Genomic DNA, 17,367 nt, shown 5'->3' with positions numbered 1-17,367 from the left:
CACGCTAGGAGCCCGGCGTGGCACTGTCAACGCGGCGGAAGGGCCCCGGCCTGCGGGCGCGCCGGGGCCGGGCGCGGGTCAGTGCGCGAGGAAGGACCAGAACACGCCCACCTCGCCGTCGGTCACCGCGATCAGCCCCGGGTCCTCGGACAGGTCGAGGCCGTTGAGGCGGGAGGCGGCCCCGGAAGCCCGCCGCCCCGGGGAGTCGGGCGGCAGGGTTCTTCCGGGCGCCGGCGTCAGATCAAGGGCGTGGCGGCGATGATCGGGGCGCAGCCTCCGGTGAGGGCGCGGTGGCGGCCGTCGTCGGTGATCTCGACCTGCACCGTGCCGTCCTGGTCGGCGTAGACCGGGTGGCCGGCGGGGCCCAGGCGCCCGGTGACGGTCACCGGGATCGTACGGTCGCGTCCCGCGTCGTCGCGCAGGCAGAGCAGGTACCCGCAGCGGGCGTTCGCCGTGGCAGCGAGGTCCGCGGACCGGCCGTGGACGTCGAGCGGGGCGTGGTGGAGGGTCGGAGGCATGGGACCGGGCCTAGGGGTGTTCGTCGTGGTGGCCGCAGAGCCAGGCCATGGCTTCGTAGGCGCCGAGTGCGTAGTCGGGATCGGTCTGTGCCGGTGCTCCGTAGCGGATCTCGACGGCGGCGGCCTGGCACTCGGCCAGGAGTTGGGTCCGGCAGGGGATGGTGTTCCCGACGGCGGCGGCGCGGGTGATGGGCCCGGCTACCTGGGTGCCGAGCGCCCAGCGGTAGGCGTTCATCACGCCGAGCCGGTAGCCGCCGGGGGAGGCAGGGAGGCCGTCGGTCTGCGCCAGCGCGTCGAAGACCTCCTGGAGGGACCGGACCCCCACGGTCCGGACAGCAGTGTGGTCGCCATTCATGTCACGGACGCTACGTCGTTCCGGGCCTTCGTGCAGTCGGGGGATGCCATCCCGACGAATGCCGGACGGTGACCGGGACCCGACGGCCGGTCCTACGGGGAGTTCCGCCCGGCCTCGGACGGCCCACCCCCGGATGTGGGAACGTCGGCGGTGCCCGAGCCTCGACGCATGGGGGCGGCCGTGTGCCGCCCTTCGGGCCGGAGCCCGAGGGCTCGAGGGGGAGACCCGGTCGTACCGGGCGACCGCCCTGGCCGGGTGAGGAGGTGGGCCGTGGACGGCTTGGACGAGGTGGCGGCGGCGCTGTACGCCGTCCCGCCCTCCGAGTTCACCGCCGCCCGGGACCGGGCCGTCGCCGAGGCGAGGAACGCGGGCGACCGGCAGCTCGCGGCCCGGATCAAGGCCCTGCGGCGACCGACGGCGTCGGCGTTCGCGGTCAACCGGCTCGTCCGGGTCCATCCGGAGCAGGTCAGCGCCCTGCTGGAACTCGGAGTGGCGTTGCGGCGGGCCCAGGGCGAGCTGGCCGGGGCCGCGCTGCGTGACCTCTCCGCGCGGCGCCACCATCTCGTGGCCGCCCTCACCGGGCAGGCCCGCGATGCTGCCGCCGACGCGGGGGTGGCGGTCGGCGAGGCGCAGCTGCGGGAGGTGGAGCGGACCCTGCGGGCCGCGCTGGCCGACGCGGACGCGGCGGCCGAGTTCGCCGCCGGGAGCTTGTCCACCGCCCTGGAGGAACCGAGCATCCTGCCCGCCGCGTTCCCGACCGCCCACGAGGCCGCCGATGAGGCCGCCGACGGGGCGGCGGAAGCGGAGGAGCCGGTGAAACCCCGGTCGTCCGCGCGGACGGGCAGACCGGTGCAGGATCGTCAAGGGGTACGAACTGTCGGAGGGCCAGTACGTGGTGGTCGAGCCCAAGGAACTGAGGAGCTCTCACCGGGGAGGGGCCGCACGATCGAGATCAGCGGCTTCGTCGACCTGGCCGACGTGGAGCCGATCTACTTCGACCGGACCTACTACGTCGCGCCCTCGGCACCCGAGCACACGAAGGTCTACCAGCTGCTGACCCGGGCACTCACCCGGTCCAACCGGGCCGGGTTGGCCCTGTTCAGCATGCGGGGCAAGGAGTACCGGTCCGCGAGCTGGTCGAGGCCAAGGCCGAGGGACGGGAGATCGCCGTCTCCAAGGGCGCACCGCCGGAGACCACCGACGTCGTCGACCTCATGGAGGTGCTCCGGCAGAGCCTGGAAACCGCCCGCGGCGGCGAGCGGCCACGCCCACGGGCGTCCCGTCAGGGCGGCCCGGTGCCGAAGCCCGCCGGCGGTGAGGACCCGAAGGAGCTCACCAAGGCTCAACTCTACGAGAGAGCAGCGTAGTTGGACATCCCGCACCGTTCGACCATGAACCGTGAGGAACTCCGGAAGGCCGTCGAGAAGGCCTCCGGCGGACGCACGCCGCCGCATGACCGGAGCCGTTTCCGGGCCGGCAGGTCGGGGAAGGCGCCTGCGCGTCGAGGTCACGGTCACCCGTTGGGAAAGCTGCGGTCATGCAGGATCGAGCACTGGTCACCACACCCGTCGAGCCGCTGCTGCGCGGAGCGCTGGACGTGGAGCACACCGAGCACGGGGTGCTGCCCCAGCGACTGCCCCGCTGGGTGCGTCGGGAGTTCCCGGACGAGTTCCTGACCGCGATGGCGGCGCAGCCCTCCGGGGTGCGGTTGGCCTTCCGCACCCGGGCCCGGACCGTCGAGCTGGAAGTGCGGTGCACCAGGACGAGCTACGTGGGCTTCCCTCCGCGCCCGGCGGCCCACTTCGAGCTGGTCGTCGACGGCCGACTCGCCGGGAGGGCCGCGGCGAGCGGCGGCCACCTGCGGGTGGTCGACCTGACGACCGGGACCGCCGAGCTGCGGCCCGGACCGCCCGGCACCGTCCGGTTCGCCGACCTGCCCGCCGGCGACAAGGACGTCGAACTCTGGCTGCCGTACCAGGAGGTCGCCGAGCTGATCGCGCTGCGCACCGACGCCCCGGTCGAGGCGGCGCCGCAGCGGGGCCGTCGGGTCTGGGTGCACCACGGCAGCTCGATCAGCCACGGCTCCGACGCCGCCGGCCCGACGGGAACCTGGCCGGTGCTGGCCGCGACCGCGGGCGGGGTGGACCTGGTCAACCTCGGCTTCGGCGGCAACGCGCTGCTCGATCCCTTCGTGGCGCGGGTGATCCGGGACACCCCGGCGGACCTGATCAGCGTCAAGCTCGGCATCAACCTGGTCAACACCGACCTGATGCGGCTGCGCGCCTTCACCGCGGCGGTGCACGGCTTCCTCGACACCATCCGGGACGGGCACCCCGAGGTGCCGCTGCTGGTGGTCTCCTCGGTGTTCTGCCCGCTCCACGAGGACACACCGGGCCCGTTGGTCACGGACGTCGCCGACGGACGGCCCCGGTTCCGGGCCGGCGGCGATCCGGCCGAGGTCGCCCTCGGCCGACTGACCCTGGGCGTCATCCGTACGGAGCTGGCCCGGATCACCGGTCGGCGCTCCGCCTGGGACCCGAACCTGCACTACCTGGACGGCCGTGAACTGTACGGCCCGGCCGACCACGACGAGCTACCGCTGCCCGACGGGGTGCATCCGGACCAGCCCGGTCACCGGCGGATCGCCGAACGCTTCGCCGCCCTGGCCTTCGGCCGCGGTGGGCCGTTCGCGCCGTAGGGCGCACGCCGGGGGTGGGTCAGGTGCGGTGCTGGAAGCGGGTCCGCACGGTGCTCACGGCGTTCAGCCGTCCGTCTCCGGTCCGAGGACGGTGGCGTGGAGGACGACCGGCGCCGCGGCGCCGATCCGGGCCGCGCCGTCGGTGTGGCGGCCGGGCCGGGCGTCGGGCTCGCCGTCGACGCCGTCCACGCGCCGCACCCGGCGGTTGTCGGTGTCCGCGATGTACAGCACCCCCGCGGCGTCCACGGCCACCGAACACGGGGACGAGAGCTGCGCGGCCGTGGCCGCACCGCCGTCACCCGCCCCGCCCCTGCTGCCGTCGCCGGCCACCGTGTCGATCAGCACCTCCGGGTCCACCCGTCGGACCCGGTGGTTCACCTCGTCGGCGATGAACAGGTTTCCGTGGGCGTCCACCGCCACCGCGGCCGGGAACCCCAGCCGGGCCGCACCCGCCGCACCGCCGTCCCCTCCGTCGCCGCGCACGCCGTCCCCGGCCACGGTGACCACCACGCCGTCGCCGTCCAGCCGGCGCACCCGGTGGTTGGCGTGATCGGCGATGTACACGTTCCCCGCCGCGTCGACCGCCAGCCCGGAGGGGAAGCCCAGCTGGACCGCCGGCCCACCGTCACCGGCGCTGCCGCCGACACCGCGACCGGCGACCGTCACGATGGCACGGCCCGCCGGAGGCTCCGACGGCGAGGTGGTCGGCCCGGCGCTACGAGCGCTCTTCATGGCGGTCACCAATACCGTCGGATCGGTGCCGGCCGCCGGCAGCCACCCAACGTGGGCGTGCCGTGGAGCCGGGGGAATTCCGGGTGCCGAGTGGCACGTGCCGAGTGGCATGATGGCCGTGATCACTGGGGGGTGTCATGGCGGCGCTGTTCTCACCGCAGTGCCCGGTCGGGCCGCAGGAACGGGCGTGGATAGGCGAGTCGATGGCCTGGCTGACGGCCGAGTTCGGCCGTGGCGTGCTGGACCGGGCGCCCGTCCTGCCGACCGCCGAGTACTTCCCTGGGCCGTATGAGGGCTCCGAGGAGGACATCCGTAGCGTCATCGCCCAGCTCTGCGGATACCTGGACGTGGCGCCCGACCGCTTGACGATCGAGATCGAGCCGGACGACGGCGAGGCCGCCATGGTCGCCGACCTCAGGCTCGCCCAGAAGTCCCGCTACGCCGCAGGGCACTACCGGCGCGAGAACGGGCGACCGGTGATCGCCGTCGACCAGCGCCAGGCCGCCCGTCCGGTCGCCCTGGTCGCCACCATCGCCCACGAGCTGGGGCACGTCCGCCTCCTCGACGAGCAGCGCATCGCCGCCGACCGGCGCGACCACGAGCCGCTCACCGACCTGCTGACGGTCCACTTCGGGCTCGGCATCTTCACCGCCAACTCCGCCTTCGACTTCAGGCAGGACAACCGGGGGTGGTCGTACACGCGGCTCGGGTACCTGAGCGAGCAGATGCTCGGCTACGCACTGGCCTGCTACGCCCACCGGCGCGGCGAGACCAAGCCCGCCTGGGCCCGCCACCTGACCACCAACCCGCGGGCGTACCTCCGGCAGAGCCTCCGCTACCTGGACCGGAACCCGCCGGGCGAGTGACGGCGCGGGAGGGTGCTGTGGGTCCCGCCGCGCTCGTGCGCGGCCTCGGCGGCAGCCTCCGGCCCGGCCCTCACCGGGACGGCCACCGCCTGGCCGCCGTGATTCCGCCGCCGTGAACGCGCGGCCTTGAACGCGGGTCAGGTGGTTCCCGGGCCGGATCGCGGATCCGTCGGCCGTGGGCCGGTGTAGCTGCCGCGGGCCCGCATCCGTAGCGGCTCCTCGCGGTACTCCTCCACCGCGTGGGCCAGCCAGCCCGGGGTGCGGGCCACCGCGAAGACCACCTCCCCGGCCTCGGCCGGCAGGCCGGCGGCGAGGGCCAGGGCGGCCAGGGCCAGGTCGATGTTGGCCCGCAGGGCCGGGCGCCCGGCCGGGCCGGCCGCCGCCTCGACCTCAGCGACCGCCCTCACCACGGCCGCGCCGCCGTCGAGCCGGCCGACGGCGGCGAGCAGGGCGACCGCCCGGGGGTCGCCCTCCGGGTAGAGCCGGTGGCCGAGGCCGGGGATCGCCCGGCCGGTGCGCAGGTAGTCGGAGACCACCGGTACGGCGCCGTCGGTCAGCACCTCGGCGAGCATCCGGTGCGCCAGCGGGCTGGCCGCGCCGTGCAGCGGACCGTCGGTGGCGCCGAGGCCGGCCGAGACCACCGCGTACGGGTGGGCCCGCGCCGAGGCCGCGACCCGGGCGGCCACCGTGGACACGGCCAGCTCGTGGTCGAGGAGCAGGACCAGGGCGCGGTCCAGGCAGGCCAGTGCCCCGGGTGCGGGCGCGGCGGTGGCGAGTCGGCTCCACAGCCGCGCCGCGAGCGTGGCGCCGGGGCCGGGGTCGGGCGCGGTGCGGGGCAGGGCCTCGACCATTCCGGCGATCAGTGCCGCCCCGGCCGCCAGTACGGTCTGTTCGCGCAGGTCGAAGCGGAGCGGGTCGAGCGCGGCGGCCACGGTGGCGGAGATCCGCAGCCGGTCGGGCAGCCGGATCCCGTCGGGCAGTGCGGCGGCGGCCCGGGTGAGGGCCTCGGCGGTGGCGGGCGGCACCCGCAGTTCCACGGGGGCGTCGGTGCCGAGCCCCCAGAGCCAGGCGACCGCGGCCTCGAAGCCGTGCTCGGCGGCGAGTCGGACGGCGTCCCGGCCGCGGTAGTAGAGCCGGCCGTTCTCGATCAGGGTCAGCTCGGTCCGCACCGTGACCGGTCCACCGGGCCACGGTTCGGCGCCCGACGGTTCGCCGGCCGGCGGGCGCAGCGGGGCGCGGCGGCCGCGGGCGGCCAGTTCGGCCACCTCGCGGGCGTCGAAGGTGCTGCCCTTGCCGCCCGGGGCCCGCTCGCTGCTGAGCTGGCCGCGGCTGGCGTAGGCGTACACCGTCTCCACCTTGACCCCGAGCTGCTCGGCGACCTGCTGGGTGGTCAGGCGTTCGGCCATGGTCTGCCCTCGTCCTCGTGCCGTGTCTTGATGGTGATCCACAGTATTCCACATTGATTTGAATCAACGTTGACAACATGGATCAATGATCGGAGAGTACAGAACGCCAACGGGAACGAACCCCTCAGGAGGACTGCCGCCATGCCGAACACCACCGAGACCGAGGTCCCGCGCGGCCTCAAGGGCGTCGTGGTCACCGAGACCCGACTCAGCGACGTCCGCGGGCTGGAGGGCTTCTACCACTACCGGCAGTACTCGGCGATCGACCTCGCCGAACAGCGCACCCTGGAGGACGTCTGGCACCTGATGCTGCTCGGCGAACTCCCCGCCCCCGCCCGCCGCGCCGCCTTCCTGGCCCGCACGGCGCCACTGCGCCGACTGCCCGACGCGCTGCGCCCACTGCTGCCCGCCCTCGCGGCGAGCACCGCGCACGGCGGCCCGCTCACCGCCCTGGGCGCCGCGCTCTCGATCGCCGCTGCCGACCGCGGCATCCGGCCGCTCTACGACACCGCGCCCGAACAGCGGGTCGAGGACGCCCTGTTCGCCACCGCGCTGGTGCCCACCATCCTCACCGCGCTGCACCGGCTGCAGAACGGCGAGCAGCCGGTGGAGCCGCGCGAGGACCTCGGCCACGCCGCCAACTACCTCTACATGCTGACCGGTGAGGAGCCCGAGCCGGCCAAGGCCCGGGCGATCGAGCAGTACCTGATCTCCACCGTCGACCACGGCTTCAACGCCTCCACCTTCACCGCGCGGGTGATCGCCTCCACCGGCGCCGACCTGGTGGCCTGCCTGGTCGGCGGGCTCGGGGCGCTCTCCGGACCGCTGCACGGCGGCGCGCCCAGCCGGGCGCTGGACACGCTGGACGCGATCGGCACTCCGGAGCGGATCGACGGCTGGATCCGCGAACACGTCCTGGCCGGCGACCGGATCATGGGCTTCGGCCACGCCGTCTACCGCACCGAGGATCCGCGCTCCCGGATGCTGCGCGGGGTCGCGCAGTCCTTCGGCGGCGAGTTGGTCGACCTCGCCGTCCGGGTCGAGGCCAAGGTCGAGGCGATCCTGGCGGAGCTGAAGCCGGGGCGCGAACTCCACACCAACGTGGAGTTCTACGCCGGCGTGGTGATGCACCTGTGCGGCCTGCCCCGGGAGATGTTCACCCCCACCTTCGCCGCGGGCCGGGCGATCGGCTGGAGTGCCAACATCCTGGAGCAGGCCGCCGACTCCAAGATCATCCGTCCGTCGGCCCGCTACACCGGCCCGGCAGCCCCGGCGCCGCTGCCGACGGCCTGAGCGGTCTGCCTGCCCAGGACGCACGGCGGCCACTGGGCGGGTGCCACGGGAGTGACGGCGGGCTGGGCATCGGTGTCGTCGCGCGGACCCGTGGGGTGCGCGGTCTCGACGGGCGGGTCCAGCAGGAGCGGGATCGCGTGGTGCGGGTTCATGTGGTGGTCTCCTCGGAGGGTTCTTGCGAGGTGCGGACGGTCAACGCCCGGGTCCGTTCACGGCGCGGCGGTCGGTCAGGGCGGGGACGAGGGCGCCGAGCATGGCGACACCGGTCAGCGCGAAGGCCCACGGGTAGCCGGTGCCCGCCGCGACCCAGCCGTAGCCGACGGCGCCGACGCCCATGCCCACGTCGTAGGCGACGTTCCACAACGCGCTGACGGTGCCGTACCCGGCGGTCGGCACCCGGGCGTACAGCAGGTTGCTCGTGGCGTTCTGGGCGATGCCGAAGCCGAAGCCGAACACCCCGACGGCGAGGACCACGGCCACCGGGCTGCCGGTCAGCGCCATCAGCACGGTGCCGCCGGCCGACAGCAGCAGGCCGGGCAGCACCAGACCGGCGGGGCCGTGCCGGTCCCCGTGGCGGCCGGCCAGCCAGCGGGCCAGCGTGGACGCGGCGGGCTGGACGAACAGCGCCACGGCGACCAGCTCCGTAGCCGAGGACGGGACGGCGAGCGGCAGGAAGGTGACGACGATCCCGGCCGCGACCGCCGTGACCGCGAACACCACCGTGGGACGGCGCAGTTCGGCCGAACGCAGCCCGGCGACGATGCCGATCGGCTGCCCCGAGGCGCGCAGCCGGTCGGGCAGGGCGGCCACCGAGGGGATCGCGGCCAGCGCCACCACGGTCCCGGCGACGAAGACCACGCCGTAGCCGACGTGCGCGGCGAGCCACACCCCCAGCGGCATCGCCAGGATCGCCGGCGCGCCGCTGACGATGCCGACCACCGCCAGCCCCTCGCCGCGCCGCTCGGCCGGGATGAGCGAGGCGGTCAGCGCGCCGCCCGCCACCACGGTGAAGGCGAAGCCGGCCCCGCGCAGCAGGCAGACCGCGATGATGCACCACAGGCTCCGGGAGAGCAGCAGGGCCAGCGTCGGAGCACCCAGCAGGCCCAGGCCGACCGCCAGGACGGCGCGGTAGCCGTAACGGTTGACCAGGGCGGGCGTGGCCAGCTCGCCCAGCACCGTGGCCAGCATCAGCGCCCCGGTGGCCAGCCCGGCGCTCCCGCCGCCGCCACCGCCCCCGTCGTCGGCCGCGGCGTACGCGGGCACGACGGACAGCAGCAGGCGGAAACCGGTGGAGGCGCCCAGGATCGAGACGAAGCGCAGCATCAACGGCCGCGTCACCAGGGGCGGGCGCGGTACGAGCGCCGGGGGAGTGGAGTCGAGCGTTTCGGTCACGGCAGGACGCTAAGGTCCCAACCGGATCACCGGTAAGATCCGCTTCCATGTCTCCGGAGTGGTCCAGTTCCCCGCCCGAACTACTGCTGGCCGTCGACCGGACCAGCGGCCGGCCGCTGCGCACCCAGCTGGAGCACGGGGTGCGCGAAGCGATCCGCACCGGTCGGCTGCGCGTCGGTGAACGGCTGCCGTCCTCCCGCGAACTCGCCCGTACGCTCGGCCTCTCCCGCGGACTGGTGCAGGAGTGCTACGCACAACTCCAGGCGGAGGGTTACCTGGTGACCCGACCCGGCTCCGCGACCCGGGTCGCGGCCGGCGCCGCGGCACCCGCCGCGCCCGCCCGGCCGGGCGGTGCGAGCTCCCGGCTGCTGGCCGACTTCCGTTGGGGCGTGCCGGACTTGGGATCGTTCCCGGTCCAGGACTGGCTTTGGGCCGTGCGCGAGGCGGCCCGCACCATGCCGGTGGCCGCGTTCGACTACGGCGAGGCGCGCGGCAACGCCGCACTGCGCGAGGTCCTGGCGGGTTACCTCCGCCGGGTCCGCGCCGCGGCGGCCGACCCGGAACACATCGTCGTCTGCAACGGCTACGCCCAGGGCCTCGGTCTCGCCCTGCGCGTGCTCGCCGACGCCGGAGTACGGACCGTGGCCTTCGAGGACCCCGGCTCGTCCGCCACCATCGGTGGGGCGGCGAGCGCGGCCGGCCTGCGGGCGGTCCCGGTGCCCGTCGACGAACACGGCATCGACGTCCGCGCACTGGCCGCCACCGACGCCCGGGCCGTCGTGGTCACCCCGGCCCACCAGTGGCCCACCGGCGTCGCCCTCGCCCCCGAGCGCCGGCTGGCCCTGGTGGAGTGGGCCCGGCAGCGCGACGCGATCCTCATCGAGGACGACTACGACGCCGAGTTCCGCTACGACCGCGAACCCGTCGGCGCACTCCAGGGGCTGGCGCCCGACCGGGTCATCGCGATGGGAACCGTCAGCAAGTCCCTCGCTCCCGCCCTGCGCATCGGCTGGATGCTCTGCCCGCCGGAGCTGGCCGGACCGCTCGCCAGGCAGAAGCACCGCAGCGACCGCGGCACCGCCACCCTCGACCAGCTCGCCCTGGCCCGGTTGATCGAGTCCGGACGCTTCGACCGTCATCTGCGCCGGATGCGCGCCACTTACGCGGCCCGCCGCACCGCCCTGCTCACCGCACTCGCCGAACACGCCCCCGCGATGCCGGTCACCGGCCTGGCCGCGGGCTTCCACGCCGTCGCCCACCTGCCCCGGGGCGCCGACGAACACCACATCGTCACCGCCGCCCGGGAACTCTCCGTCGGGCTCTACGGCATGAGCACCCTGCGCGCCGCTCGCACCGCCGCCACGCCCCCGCAACTCGTCCTCGGTTTCGGCAACGTCGGCGAACGCGCCATCGGCGAGGGCATCGCCGTCGTCGCCGGCCTGCTCGGCGGCCGCGCGGGTTGAAGCCCCTCCGGGTGGCGCGGTGCGGCTGGGCGTGCCTGAGGTGGGTGCCGCCGGGCAGGTCGGCCACGGCTCGTCCGCGGGCCAGGCGTAGGACCTTCCAACGGGGAGCTGTCACGCGGGCCCGGCTCCGCCGGTACGGGGTACGGGCGGACCGTCGTCCGGGCGTGGGCGGCGGGTCGGGGAAAGGCCGAGGTGACGTGCAGCGGACGCGGCGGAGCGACGGCGGCGTCAGCGGAGCGGCGGAGGTCGTAGCCGGGGCGCCAGCTGCGAAATTGCGCGATAGGTCCAGACCTAAATGGTCCAGACCTATTGACCGGCCCCGCCCCGCCTCCTACGATCCGGTCCGGCACAGCCCCACATGTCCCCACCTCACCCACAGCCGGGCGGCACGCCCCCACGCGCCGGTCATCGCCATGGCGCCCGGCGGGAAGGGAGCTCAGCATGTTCCGTCGGAGGCCGCTCACCCCGCGCGCCGATCATCAAGAAGTACGTCGACAACGGGCAGCTGTGGTGGCTGAACATGCAGTACTACAACGGCAGCATGTACGGCTGCTCCGGCGACTCCTACCAGGCCGGCACCGTGCAGGGCTTCACCGCGCAGACCAGCTGCCTGAACAAGGGCCTGACCATCCAGGGCACGACCATCACCGTGCCGTACGACAAGCAGGTGCCCGGCCTGCCGGCCGGAGCTTCGGCGACAACGTCAAGTCGCTGCAGGGGCGTTGACGTTCCGCCGAACCAACGCGGAAGCTCCGTGCGGGACCGCCTCGCGGCCCCGCACGGAGCTCTGTCCAGGACGGTCCGGCCGTCAGCTCAGGGTGGCCCAGTCCTGGGTGTTGGCGTTGCCGGCCGGGTTGACGACCACGGAGGCGCCGGTGCTGACGGCGCTGCTGTCGAGCACGTAGCCGGTCGCCGGGTTGGTGATCGTCAGGGTGCCGCTGCCGTTCTGGGTGACCTGCCACTTCTGGTACGCGTTAACGGAGTTGAAGGCCTGGAGGGTGGCCTGGGCGCCGGCGGTGGCGGGGGCGGTCAGGGTGAGGGGGGTCGGGCAGCTGTCGTAGATCCGGGCCGTGCCGTCCGCGTTCGGGTCCAGCTTCCACTTCTCCGAGGCGCGGGTGGGGTCGTAGGTGTTGAGGTCGGCGACGACGTTGGTGGCGTTGGCGCACTGCCCGGCGTGCTCCAGGGCCAGGCCGCCGCCGTTGGTGAGGCTGTGGTACTGGTTGTCGCCCACGATGCTGGGGCCGTAGTCGATGGTGTGGGCGGCCAGGTAGTTGAGAGCGCTCCCGGTGGTGGAGAGGTTGCCGGCCGGGCGGTCGTTCTTGAAGTAGTCGGCGAAGGTCGACGGGGCGTGCGAGGTCAGCAGGGCGATGGTGCCGTTCCAGCCGCCGTCGACGTTGTTCCACAGGTCGAGCAGCGAGCCGTTCACGTGGCCCTGGACCTGGTCCCCGGTGTTCCAGCCGGAGGTGTAGGTGAACGGGTAGCTGCTGCCGTCGGACCACACGTAGCGGTAGTCGCCGAGCAGGTAGGCGGCCGTCGAGTCGGCGAAGCCCTCGGTCCAGGCGCAACTGCCGGAGCTGACCAGGTTGACGTAGTGCGGGCTGCAGTTGGTGACGGCCGGGAACACGCCGTTGTACAGCCGGTGCATGAAGAAGTGGCCGGACTCGTGGAGCACGGTGTGCTCGGAGTCGGGGTCGGCGGCGGAGAGGTGGACGGTGTTGGAGAGGTCGTAGTACGGGCCGTCGGCCGAGTTGGCGGTCCACCGGACGGTGAGTTCCGTGCAGGCGTTGTTCGCCTCGTGGGAGGACCAGCAGGCCGTGGTGGTGTTGTTGCGGCGCTGGTACAGGAGGTTGACGGTGTCGAAGGCGTGCCAGGCCCGGGCGGTGGCGGCGGGGGGCTTGATCGTTCCCAGGGAGGTGCTGCCGGCGATGTTGCTCTGGGTGGCCGAGTCCAGCGTGTACGGCGTGCTGGTGGTGTCGGCGACCTTCCAGTACTGGCCGCTCTCGGTGCGGAACCGCACCCACATGCTGCTCATCGACGTGGTGGTGGTGGGGGTGTAGCAGAGGTTGAAGGTGCCGTCGGTGGCGTTGGTGAGCTGGTAGTCGGCGGTCAGCTGGCGGGCGGTGTCGGTGACCTTCTCGGCCCCCCACAGCTGGGCGTTCGCGTTGCGGGCCGGCTTGGTCTGGGTGGGCTTCGTCGGGCCGGCTTCGGCCGACTGGTAGTCGTACTGCAGGGTGCCGCTCAGGCAGATGGGGCTGGTCGCCCGGGCGGGCGTCGCCGCCAGCGGAACGGCGGCCGTGGCGGCGAGGAGAGCGGCGACCAGGGCGGCGGAGGTGTGCGGCAGTCGGATCCCGAAGGGCATGGGGGTTTCCTCTCGTGGGAACACGCCTGGGGTGACGGCACGGTTCGGTGACGACCGAGTCCGCAGCCATGATCGAGGCCGGACACCCCCGGGGGTAAGAGCGCGCGGTGGCGTGACGACGAGCCGGTAGTCCGACGGAATCACTTTGGTTGCGAACCCAACGCCGCACGCCCCGAGCGCCGTTGACGCGCCGGTGCACTCCCCGCCGAGGGGCCGTCAGGGGTGCTGCGGGACAGCCGCTTCCCGGTCCGGAAAGGCGGCGAGCAGGGCGAGCCAGAGCTGGAAGCGGTCCTGCATGGACTGCAGCGATCGGCCGGTGAGGCGTTCGATCCGGTCCAGCCGGTAGCGGACGGTGTTGCGGTGGACGTACAGCCGGTCGGCGACCGCCTGCACCGAGCAGTCCGCGGCCAGGTAGGCGTGCAGGGTCGCGACGAGGTCGGCGCGGTTGGCCTCGTCGAACCGGGTGAGCGGGCGCAGCACCTCCGCGGCGAGCTGCTTCAGCGGCAGGTCGGGGCTGGACAGCAGCAGGCGCGGCAGGTTGAGCGGGTCGCCGCCGTGCACCCCGGGGCCCTTGGTCAGGGCCGCCCGGGCCTCGAACCAGCTCCAGCGCAGGCCGTCGACGCCCCGGTGGCAGCCGCCGATCCCGACCGAGGCACGGGTGTCCAGGCTGGACAGGGCGGTGCCGAGCGACCGGGCCAGGTCGTCCACGGGCGCGGACACCGGCAGCACCGCCACCAGGCACCGGTTGACGACGGCGGTGAGCACAGGCTCGGGGGAGCCGGGGCGGCCCGCGGCCGGCCAGGGCAGGCGCGCCAGCCGCCGGTCCGCCTCCCCGCCGCCGTCCTCCGTCCGCTCCCGCTCCGGGACCAGGCTGTCCAGGACGACCCGGTGGGCGGCCCGCGGGTCCAGCCCGAACGCGGCGAGCCTGCGCGCGGCGCCCGCCGGATCGAGCACGTCGCGCACGATGTCCTCCAGGACCTGGCCGACCAGCTCCCGCCGCCCCGCCAGGTGGGCCTGACGGCGTGCCAGTTCCAGGCCGACCAGCCGGACCGCGTACGGCAGCACGTCCGCCGCCGGGCCGACCGAGCGCAGGCAGAGGAACGCCGCGAGCGTCCCGTCGAGCTGCACCGGCAGCCGGAGCGGGCCGTGGCTCACGTCGGGGTCGTCCACGGCCCGGGCCCGGGCCGTCCGCAGCTCCTCGACCAGCGTGCCGGACCGCCCCGGGACCGCGGCGAGGACCACACCGTGGCGGTCGACCACGGCGACCTCCGAGCCGCAGGCCCGCCGCAGCACCCGCAGCAGGGCGGTCAGCCCCTCGCCGCTCAGCAGGGCCTGGACCAACAGGTCGTGCTGGTCGACCAGCCGGCGCTGCGCGCTGTGGTCCTCGGCCGTGACCCGTTCGGCGACCAGCCGGTTCACCGCGATGAACGGCGTCTCGTACGGGACCTCCAGCACCGCCAGGCCCAGCCGCTCGGCCTCGGTCACCGTCGCCCGGGGGACGGTGGTGTGGCTCAGCCCGGTGCCGAAGCCGATCCCCGAGACGCCGGCGGCCGCCACCCGTTGGACGAAGGCGCTCTGGGCGGCGGCGGTGCGCTGCCGCAGGCCGGTGGTGAGGAGCAGCTCGCCGCCCGTCAACCACTCGGTCGGGTCGGCGAGTTCGGTCACCGCGACCCAGCGCACCACGCGTTCGACCCCAGCCGCGCCGGTGCACAGCCGCAGGCGGAGGGCCTCTTCCCGAAGGAGATCGCTCAGTGTCACCGGCATGCGCCGGACTGTAGCGCCGCACAACTCGGCGGCGGAAGACCGTGCAGGCGTCCATAGCCGGATAGGGGCATTTCTCCCTAAGGTTCCGAGAATCCGACCGGAACCGGCCAGCTGTACCTCCCGGCCCGACACCGAGCAGAAAGGCCACCGGAGTTGACGAGCGACGAGCGCCCGCCCCGACCGGACCCGGCCGCCGGCGCCGTCCGGCTCGAAGGGCTGGCGAAGACCTTCGACGGTCATGTCCGCGCGGTCGACGGCGTGGACCTGGAGATCGGCGAGGGCGAGTTCTTCGCGATGCTCGGGCCGTCCGGCTCCGGGAAGACCACCGTGCTGCGCATGATCGCGGGCTTCGAGCGGCCGACCGCCGGCCGGATCCTGCTGGGCGGAGCCGACGTCACCGGGCTCCCGCCGTTCGACCGGGACGTCAACACGGTGTTCCAGGACTACGCGCTGTTCCCGCACATGACGGTCGAACGGAACGTCGGCTACGGCCTGATGGTCCGCCGGGTACCGAAGGCCGAACGGGCGCAGCGGGTGCGCGCGGCGCTCGCCATGGTCCGCCTGGACGGCTTCGAGCGGCGCCGGCCGGCGCAGCTCTCCGGCGGCCAGCGCCAGCGGGTGGCGCTGGCCCGGGCGCTGGTGAACCGGCCGAAGGTGCTGCTGCTGGACGAGCCGCTCGGCGCGCTCGACCTGAAGCTGCGGCACGAGATGCAGGCGGAGCTCAAGCGGATCCAGCGCGAGGTCGGGATCACCTTCGTATTCGTCACCCACGACCAGGACGAGGCCCTGACGATGAGCGACCGGGTGGCGGTGTTCAACGCGGGCCGGATCGAGCAGGTCGGCTCGCCCGCCGAGGTGTACGAGCACCCGGCCACCGCCTTCGTCGCCGGGTTCGTCGGCACCTCCAACCTGCTGGACGGCGAAGTGGCCGAGCAGGTCGTGGGCGAGGCCGGGCTGTTCAGCGTCCGGCCGGAGAGGATCCGGATAGCGCACCCGGACGATCCCGCCGGGCCGGACGAGCTGTCGGTCACCGGGCGGGTCGCCGAGGTGGTCTACGCGGGCGGCCACACCCGCTTCCTGGTGGACCTGGAGGCCGGCGGGCGGCTGACCGCCGTCCGGCACAACCTCGACGAGGGCTCGGCGGACGTCCTGCGCCATCGCGGAACCGACGTCGTCCTGGCCTGGCAGCGCAAGCACACCGTCCGCGTCGGCTCGTAGCCCCGAAGAACCCCCACGAGATCGGAACACCTCGCATGCGCGTCTCCCGGATCGCCCGCACCGCGGCCGCCGCCACCGCCGCCGCCCTGCTCGCCGCAGGGTGCGGCAGCGGTGGCACGGCCGGAACGACCGGCGGCCACGGCGGCCTCAACCCGCCGAAACCGCCGATGCTCCAGTCCCTGGGCCCGGGCGAGGGCCAGGTGAACCTGGTCGCCTGGGCCGGCTACGCCGAGGACGGCTCGGACGACAAGACCGTCGACTGGGTCCATCCCTTCGAGCAGCAGACCGGCTGCAAGGTCAACACGAAGATCGCCGGCACCTCGGACGAGATGGTCTCGCTGATGAAGACCGGACAGTACGACGCCGTCTCGGCCTCCGGCGACGCGACCCTTCGGCTGATCGCGGCAGGAGACGTCGCCCCCGTCAACACCGCCCTGGTCCAGAACTACGCGGACGTCTTCGACGGACTGAAGAACCAGCCGTGGAACTCGGTCAACGGCCAGATGTACGGAATCCCGCACGGCCGCGGCGCCAACCTGCTGATGTACCGCACCGACAAGGTCACCCCGGCCCCGGACTCCTGGAGCGTGGTCTTCGACGGCGCCTCGCCCTACAGCGGCCACGTCACCGCGTACGACTCCCCGATCTACATCGCCGACGCCGCGCTGTACCTGATGAAGACCAGGCCGGAGCTGGGCATCAAGAACCCCTATGCCCTGGACCAGTCCCAACTCAATTCCGCCGTCGACCTGTTGAAGACGCAGCACAAGGCGATCGGCGAGTACTGGAGCGACTTCCAGAAGTCGGAGAACTCCTTCAAGACCGGTGACACCGTGGTCGGCACCACCTGGCAGGTGATCGCCAACATGGCGCAGACCGATCACGCGCCGGTCAAGGCCGTGCTGCCGAAGGAGGGCGCCACCGGCTGGTCGGACACCTGGATGGTGTCGGCGAAGGCCGCGCACCCCGACTGCGCCTACCAGTGGATGAACTGGATCGTCTCACCGACCGCCAACGCCCAGGTCGCCCAGTGGTTCGGCGAGGCCCCGGCCAACGTCAAGGCCTGCGACCGGACCTCGGACAAGAGCTTCTGCGACACCTTCCACGCCGCCGACGAGGCCTACTGGAAGGACGTCCATTACTGGACCACCCCGGTCAAGAGCTGCCTGGACGGCCGGACGGTGGCCTGCACCGACTACGCCGCCTGGACGGCGGCCTGGACCGGGATCAAGGGCTGAGCGGTGACCGTCCCGCCCCGAGTCGAAGGGTGCGCCGGCGCGAGCAGCGCCGGCGCCGGACCAGG

Annotated in this window: 15 protein-coding genes and 1 pseudogene; 8 read left to right on the top strand and 8 right to left on the bottom strand. The window is 73.6% G+C overall.

The window, feature by feature from the left end; translation table 11 throughout:
- Positions 1–236: 236 nt before the first annotated feature.
- Both ACH4J0_RS02595 and ACH4J0_RS02590 read right to left on the bottom strand, forming a co-directional pair.
- A complete protein-coding gene (locus ACH4J0_RS02595) occupies positions 237–518 on the bottom strand; it encodes a DUF6296 family protein (protein WP_396235846.1) in 282 nt (93 codons plus the stop codon).
- Positions 519–528: 10 nt separating this feature from the next.
- Complete coding sequence (locus ACH4J0_RS02590; protein WP_396235845.1) at positions 529–873, bottom strand: hypothetical protein; 345 nt, start codon at positions 871–873, stop codon at positions 529–531.
- 270 nt (positions 874–1,143) lie between these two features.
- Here ACH4J0_RS02590 and ACH4J0_RS02585 point away from each other — a divergent pair, with 270 nt between their 5' ends.
- Both ACH4J0_RS02585 and ACH4J0_RS02580 read left to right on the top strand, forming a co-directional pair.
- Positions 1,144–2,268 carry a Ku protein gene (locus ACH4J0_RS02585; RefSeq protein ID WP_396235844.1) on the top strand — a complete coding sequence of 375 codons (1,125 nt, stop codon included), beginning with the start codon at positions 1,144–1,146 and terminating at the stop codon, positions 2,266–2,268.
- A 142-nt stretch (positions 2,269–2,410) separates the two neighbouring features.
- Complete coding sequence (locus ACH4J0_RS02580) at positions 2,411–3,571, top strand: SGNH/GDSL hydrolase family protein (RefSeq protein ID WP_396235843.1); 1,161 nt, start codon at positions 2,411–2,413, stop codon at positions 3,569–3,571.
- 63 nt (positions 3,572–3,634) lie between these two features.
- Here the strand turns inward: ACH4J0_RS02580 and ACH4J0_RS02575 are convergent, their stop codons facing one another.
- Positions 3,635–4,303 (bottom strand): Teneurin-2, encoded by a 669-nt coding sequence (locus ACH4J0_RS02575; RefSeq protein WP_396235842.1) that lies wholly within the window; start codon positions 4,301–4,303, stop codon positions 3,635–3,637.
- A 137-nt stretch (positions 4,304–4,440) separates the two neighbouring features.
- On the opposite strand from ACH4J0_RS02575, the gene ACH4J0_RS02570 reads away from it, so the two are divergent.
- A complete protein-coding gene (locus tag ACH4J0_RS02570) occupies positions 4,441–5,169 on the top strand; it encodes a hypothetical protein (RefSeq protein ID WP_396235841.1) in 729 nt (242 codons plus the stop codon).
- A 137-nt stretch (positions 5,170–5,306) separates the two neighbouring features.
- Here ACH4J0_RS02570 and ACH4J0_RS02565 read toward each other — a convergent pair whose 3' ends face one another.
- Positions 5,307–6,575, bottom strand: a complete 1,269-nt coding sequence (locus ACH4J0_RS02565) for a citrate synthase (RefSeq protein WP_396235840.1) — start codon at positions 6,573–6,575, stop codon at positions 5,307–5,309.
- Between the two features lie 141 nt (positions 6,576–6,716).
- Between ACH4J0_RS02565 and ACH4J0_RS02560 the strand changes: the two genes are divergently transcribed.
- Positions 6,717–7,868 carry a citrate synthase/methylcitrate synthase gene (locus tag ACH4J0_RS02560; protein ID WP_396235839.1) on the top strand — a complete coding sequence of 384 codons (1,152 nt, stop codon included), beginning with the start codon at positions 6,717–6,719 and terminating at the stop codon, positions 7,866–7,868.
- On the opposite strand, the gene ACH4J0_RS02555 is transcribed toward ACH4J0_RS02560, so the two are convergent.
- Both ACH4J0_RS02555 and ACH4J0_RS02550 read right to left on the bottom strand, forming a co-directional pair.
- Complete coding sequence (locus ACH4J0_RS02555) at positions 7,826–8,020, bottom strand: hypothetical protein (protein WP_396235838.1); 195 nt, start codon at positions 8,018–8,020, stop codon at positions 7,826–7,828. The two genes, ACH4J0_RS02560 and ACH4J0_RS02555, sit on opposite strands and share 43 nt — an antisense overlap.
- A 40-nt stretch (positions 8,021–8,060) precedes the next feature.
- A complete protein-coding gene (locus ACH4J0_RS02550; protein ID WP_396235837.1) occupies positions 8,061–9,260 on the bottom strand; it encodes an MFS transporter in 1,200 nt (399 codons plus the stop codon).
- Between the two features lie 47 nt (positions 9,261–9,307).
- On the opposite strand from ACH4J0_RS02550, the gene ACH4J0_RS02545 reads away from it, so the two are divergent.
- Both ACH4J0_RS02545 and ACH4J0_RS02540 read left to right on the top strand, forming a co-directional pair.
- A complete protein-coding gene (locus tag ACH4J0_RS02545; RefSeq protein WP_396235836.1) occupies positions 9,308–10,723 on the top strand; it encodes a PLP-dependent aminotransferase family protein in 1,416 nt (471 codons plus the stop codon).
- Positions 10,724–11,195: 472 nt separating this feature from the next.
- Positions 11,196–11,420: pseudogene (locus ACH4J0_RS02540) on the top strand (carbohydrate-binding protein CenC); the annotation flags it as partial.
- A gap of 111 nt (positions 11,421–11,531) precedes the next feature.
- Here the strand turns inward: ACH4J0_RS02540 and ACH4J0_RS02535 are convergent.
- Positions 11,532–13,082, bottom strand: coding sequence for an RICIN domain-containing protein (locus ACH4J0_RS02535; protein WP_396235835.1), 1,551 nt, complete (start codon positions 13,080–13,082; stop codon positions 11,532–11,534).
- 216 nt (positions 13,083–13,298) lie between these two features.
- Positions 13,299–14,846, bottom strand: a complete 1,548-nt coding sequence (locus ACH4J0_RS02530; RefSeq protein WP_396235834.1) for a PucR family transcriptional regulator — start codon at positions 14,844–14,846, stop codon at positions 13,299–13,301.
- Positions 14,847–14,999: 153 nt separating this feature from the next.
- Here ACH4J0_RS02530 and ACH4J0_RS02525 point away from each other — a divergent pair, with 153 nt between their 5' ends.
- Together ACH4J0_RS02525 and ACH4J0_RS02520 are read left to right on the top strand one after the other, a co-directional pair.
- Positions 15,000–16,064, top strand: coding sequence for an ABC transporter ATP-binding protein (locus ACH4J0_RS02525; RefSeq protein ID WP_396235833.1), 1,065 nt, complete (start codon positions 15,000–15,002; stop codon positions 16,062–16,064).
- A gap of 35 nt (positions 16,065–16,099) precedes the next feature.
- Positions 16,100–17,302: an ABC transporter substrate-binding protein gene (locus ACH4J0_RS02520; protein ID WP_396235832.1), complete on the top strand. Its 1,203-nt coding sequence runs from the start codon at positions 16,100–16,102 to the stop codon at positions 17,300–17,302.
- The last annotated feature ends 65 nt before the right edge of the window (positions 17,303–17,367 follow it).

Origin of the sequence: Kitasatospora sp. NPDC017646, assembly GCF_044329365.1 — a bacterium.
Taxonomy (GTDB): Bacteria; Actinomycetota; Actinomycetes; order Streptomycetales; family Streptomycetaceae; genus Kitasatospora.
The sequence above is the reverse complement of the archived record's forward strand: the minus strand, read 5'-3'. Positions and strand labels throughout refer to the sequence as shown.

Coding starts and splice junctions, on each gene's coding strand:
- ACH4J0_RS02595 (WP_396235846.1), bottom strand. CDS start 518: ATGCCTCCGACCCTCCACCACGCCCCGCTCGACGTCCACGGCCGGTCC.
- ACH4J0_RS02590 (WP_396235845.1), bottom strand. CDS start 873: ATGAATGGCGACCACACTGCTGTCCGGACCGTGGGGGTCCGGTCCCTC.
- ACH4J0_RS02580 (WP_396235843.1), top strand. CDS start 2,411: ATGCAGGATCGAGCACTGGTCACCACACCCGTCGAGCCGCTGCTGCGC.
- ACH4J0_RS02575 (WP_396235842.1), bottom strand. CDS start 4,303: ATGAAGAGCGCTCGTAGCGCCGGGCCGACCACCTCGCCGTCGGAGCCT.
- ACH4J0_RS02570 (WP_396235841.1), top strand. CDS start 4,441: ATGGCGGCGCTGTTCTCACCGCAGTGCCCGGTCGGGCCGCAGGAACGG.
- ACH4J0_RS02565 (WP_396235840.1), bottom strand. CDS start 6,575: ATGGCCGAACGCCTGACCACCCAGCAGGTCGCCGAGCAGCTCGGGGTC.
- ACH4J0_RS02560 (WP_396235839.1), top strand. CDS start 6,717: ATGCCGAACACCACCGAGACCGAGGTCCCGCGCGGCCTCAAGGGCGTC.
- ACH4J0_RS02555 (WP_396235838.1), bottom strand. CDS start 8,020: ATGAACCCGCACCACGCGATCCCGCTCCTGCTGGACCCGCCCGTCGAG.
- ACH4J0_RS02545 (WP_396235836.1), top strand. CDS start 9,308: ATGTCTCCGGAGTGGTCCAGTTCCCCGCCCGAACTACTGCTGGCCGTC.
- ACH4J0_RS02535 (WP_396235835.1), bottom strand. CDS start 13,082: ATGCCCTTCGGGATCCGACTGCCGCACACCTCCGCCGCCCTGGTCGCC.
- ACH4J0_RS02530 (WP_396235834.1), bottom strand. CDS start 14,846: ATGCCGGTGACACTGAGCGATCTCCTTCGGGAAGAGGCCCTCCGCCTG.
- ACH4J0_RS02520 (WP_396235832.1), top strand. CDS start 16,100: ATGCGCGTCTCCCGGATCGCCCGCACCGCGGCCGCCGCCACCGCCGCC.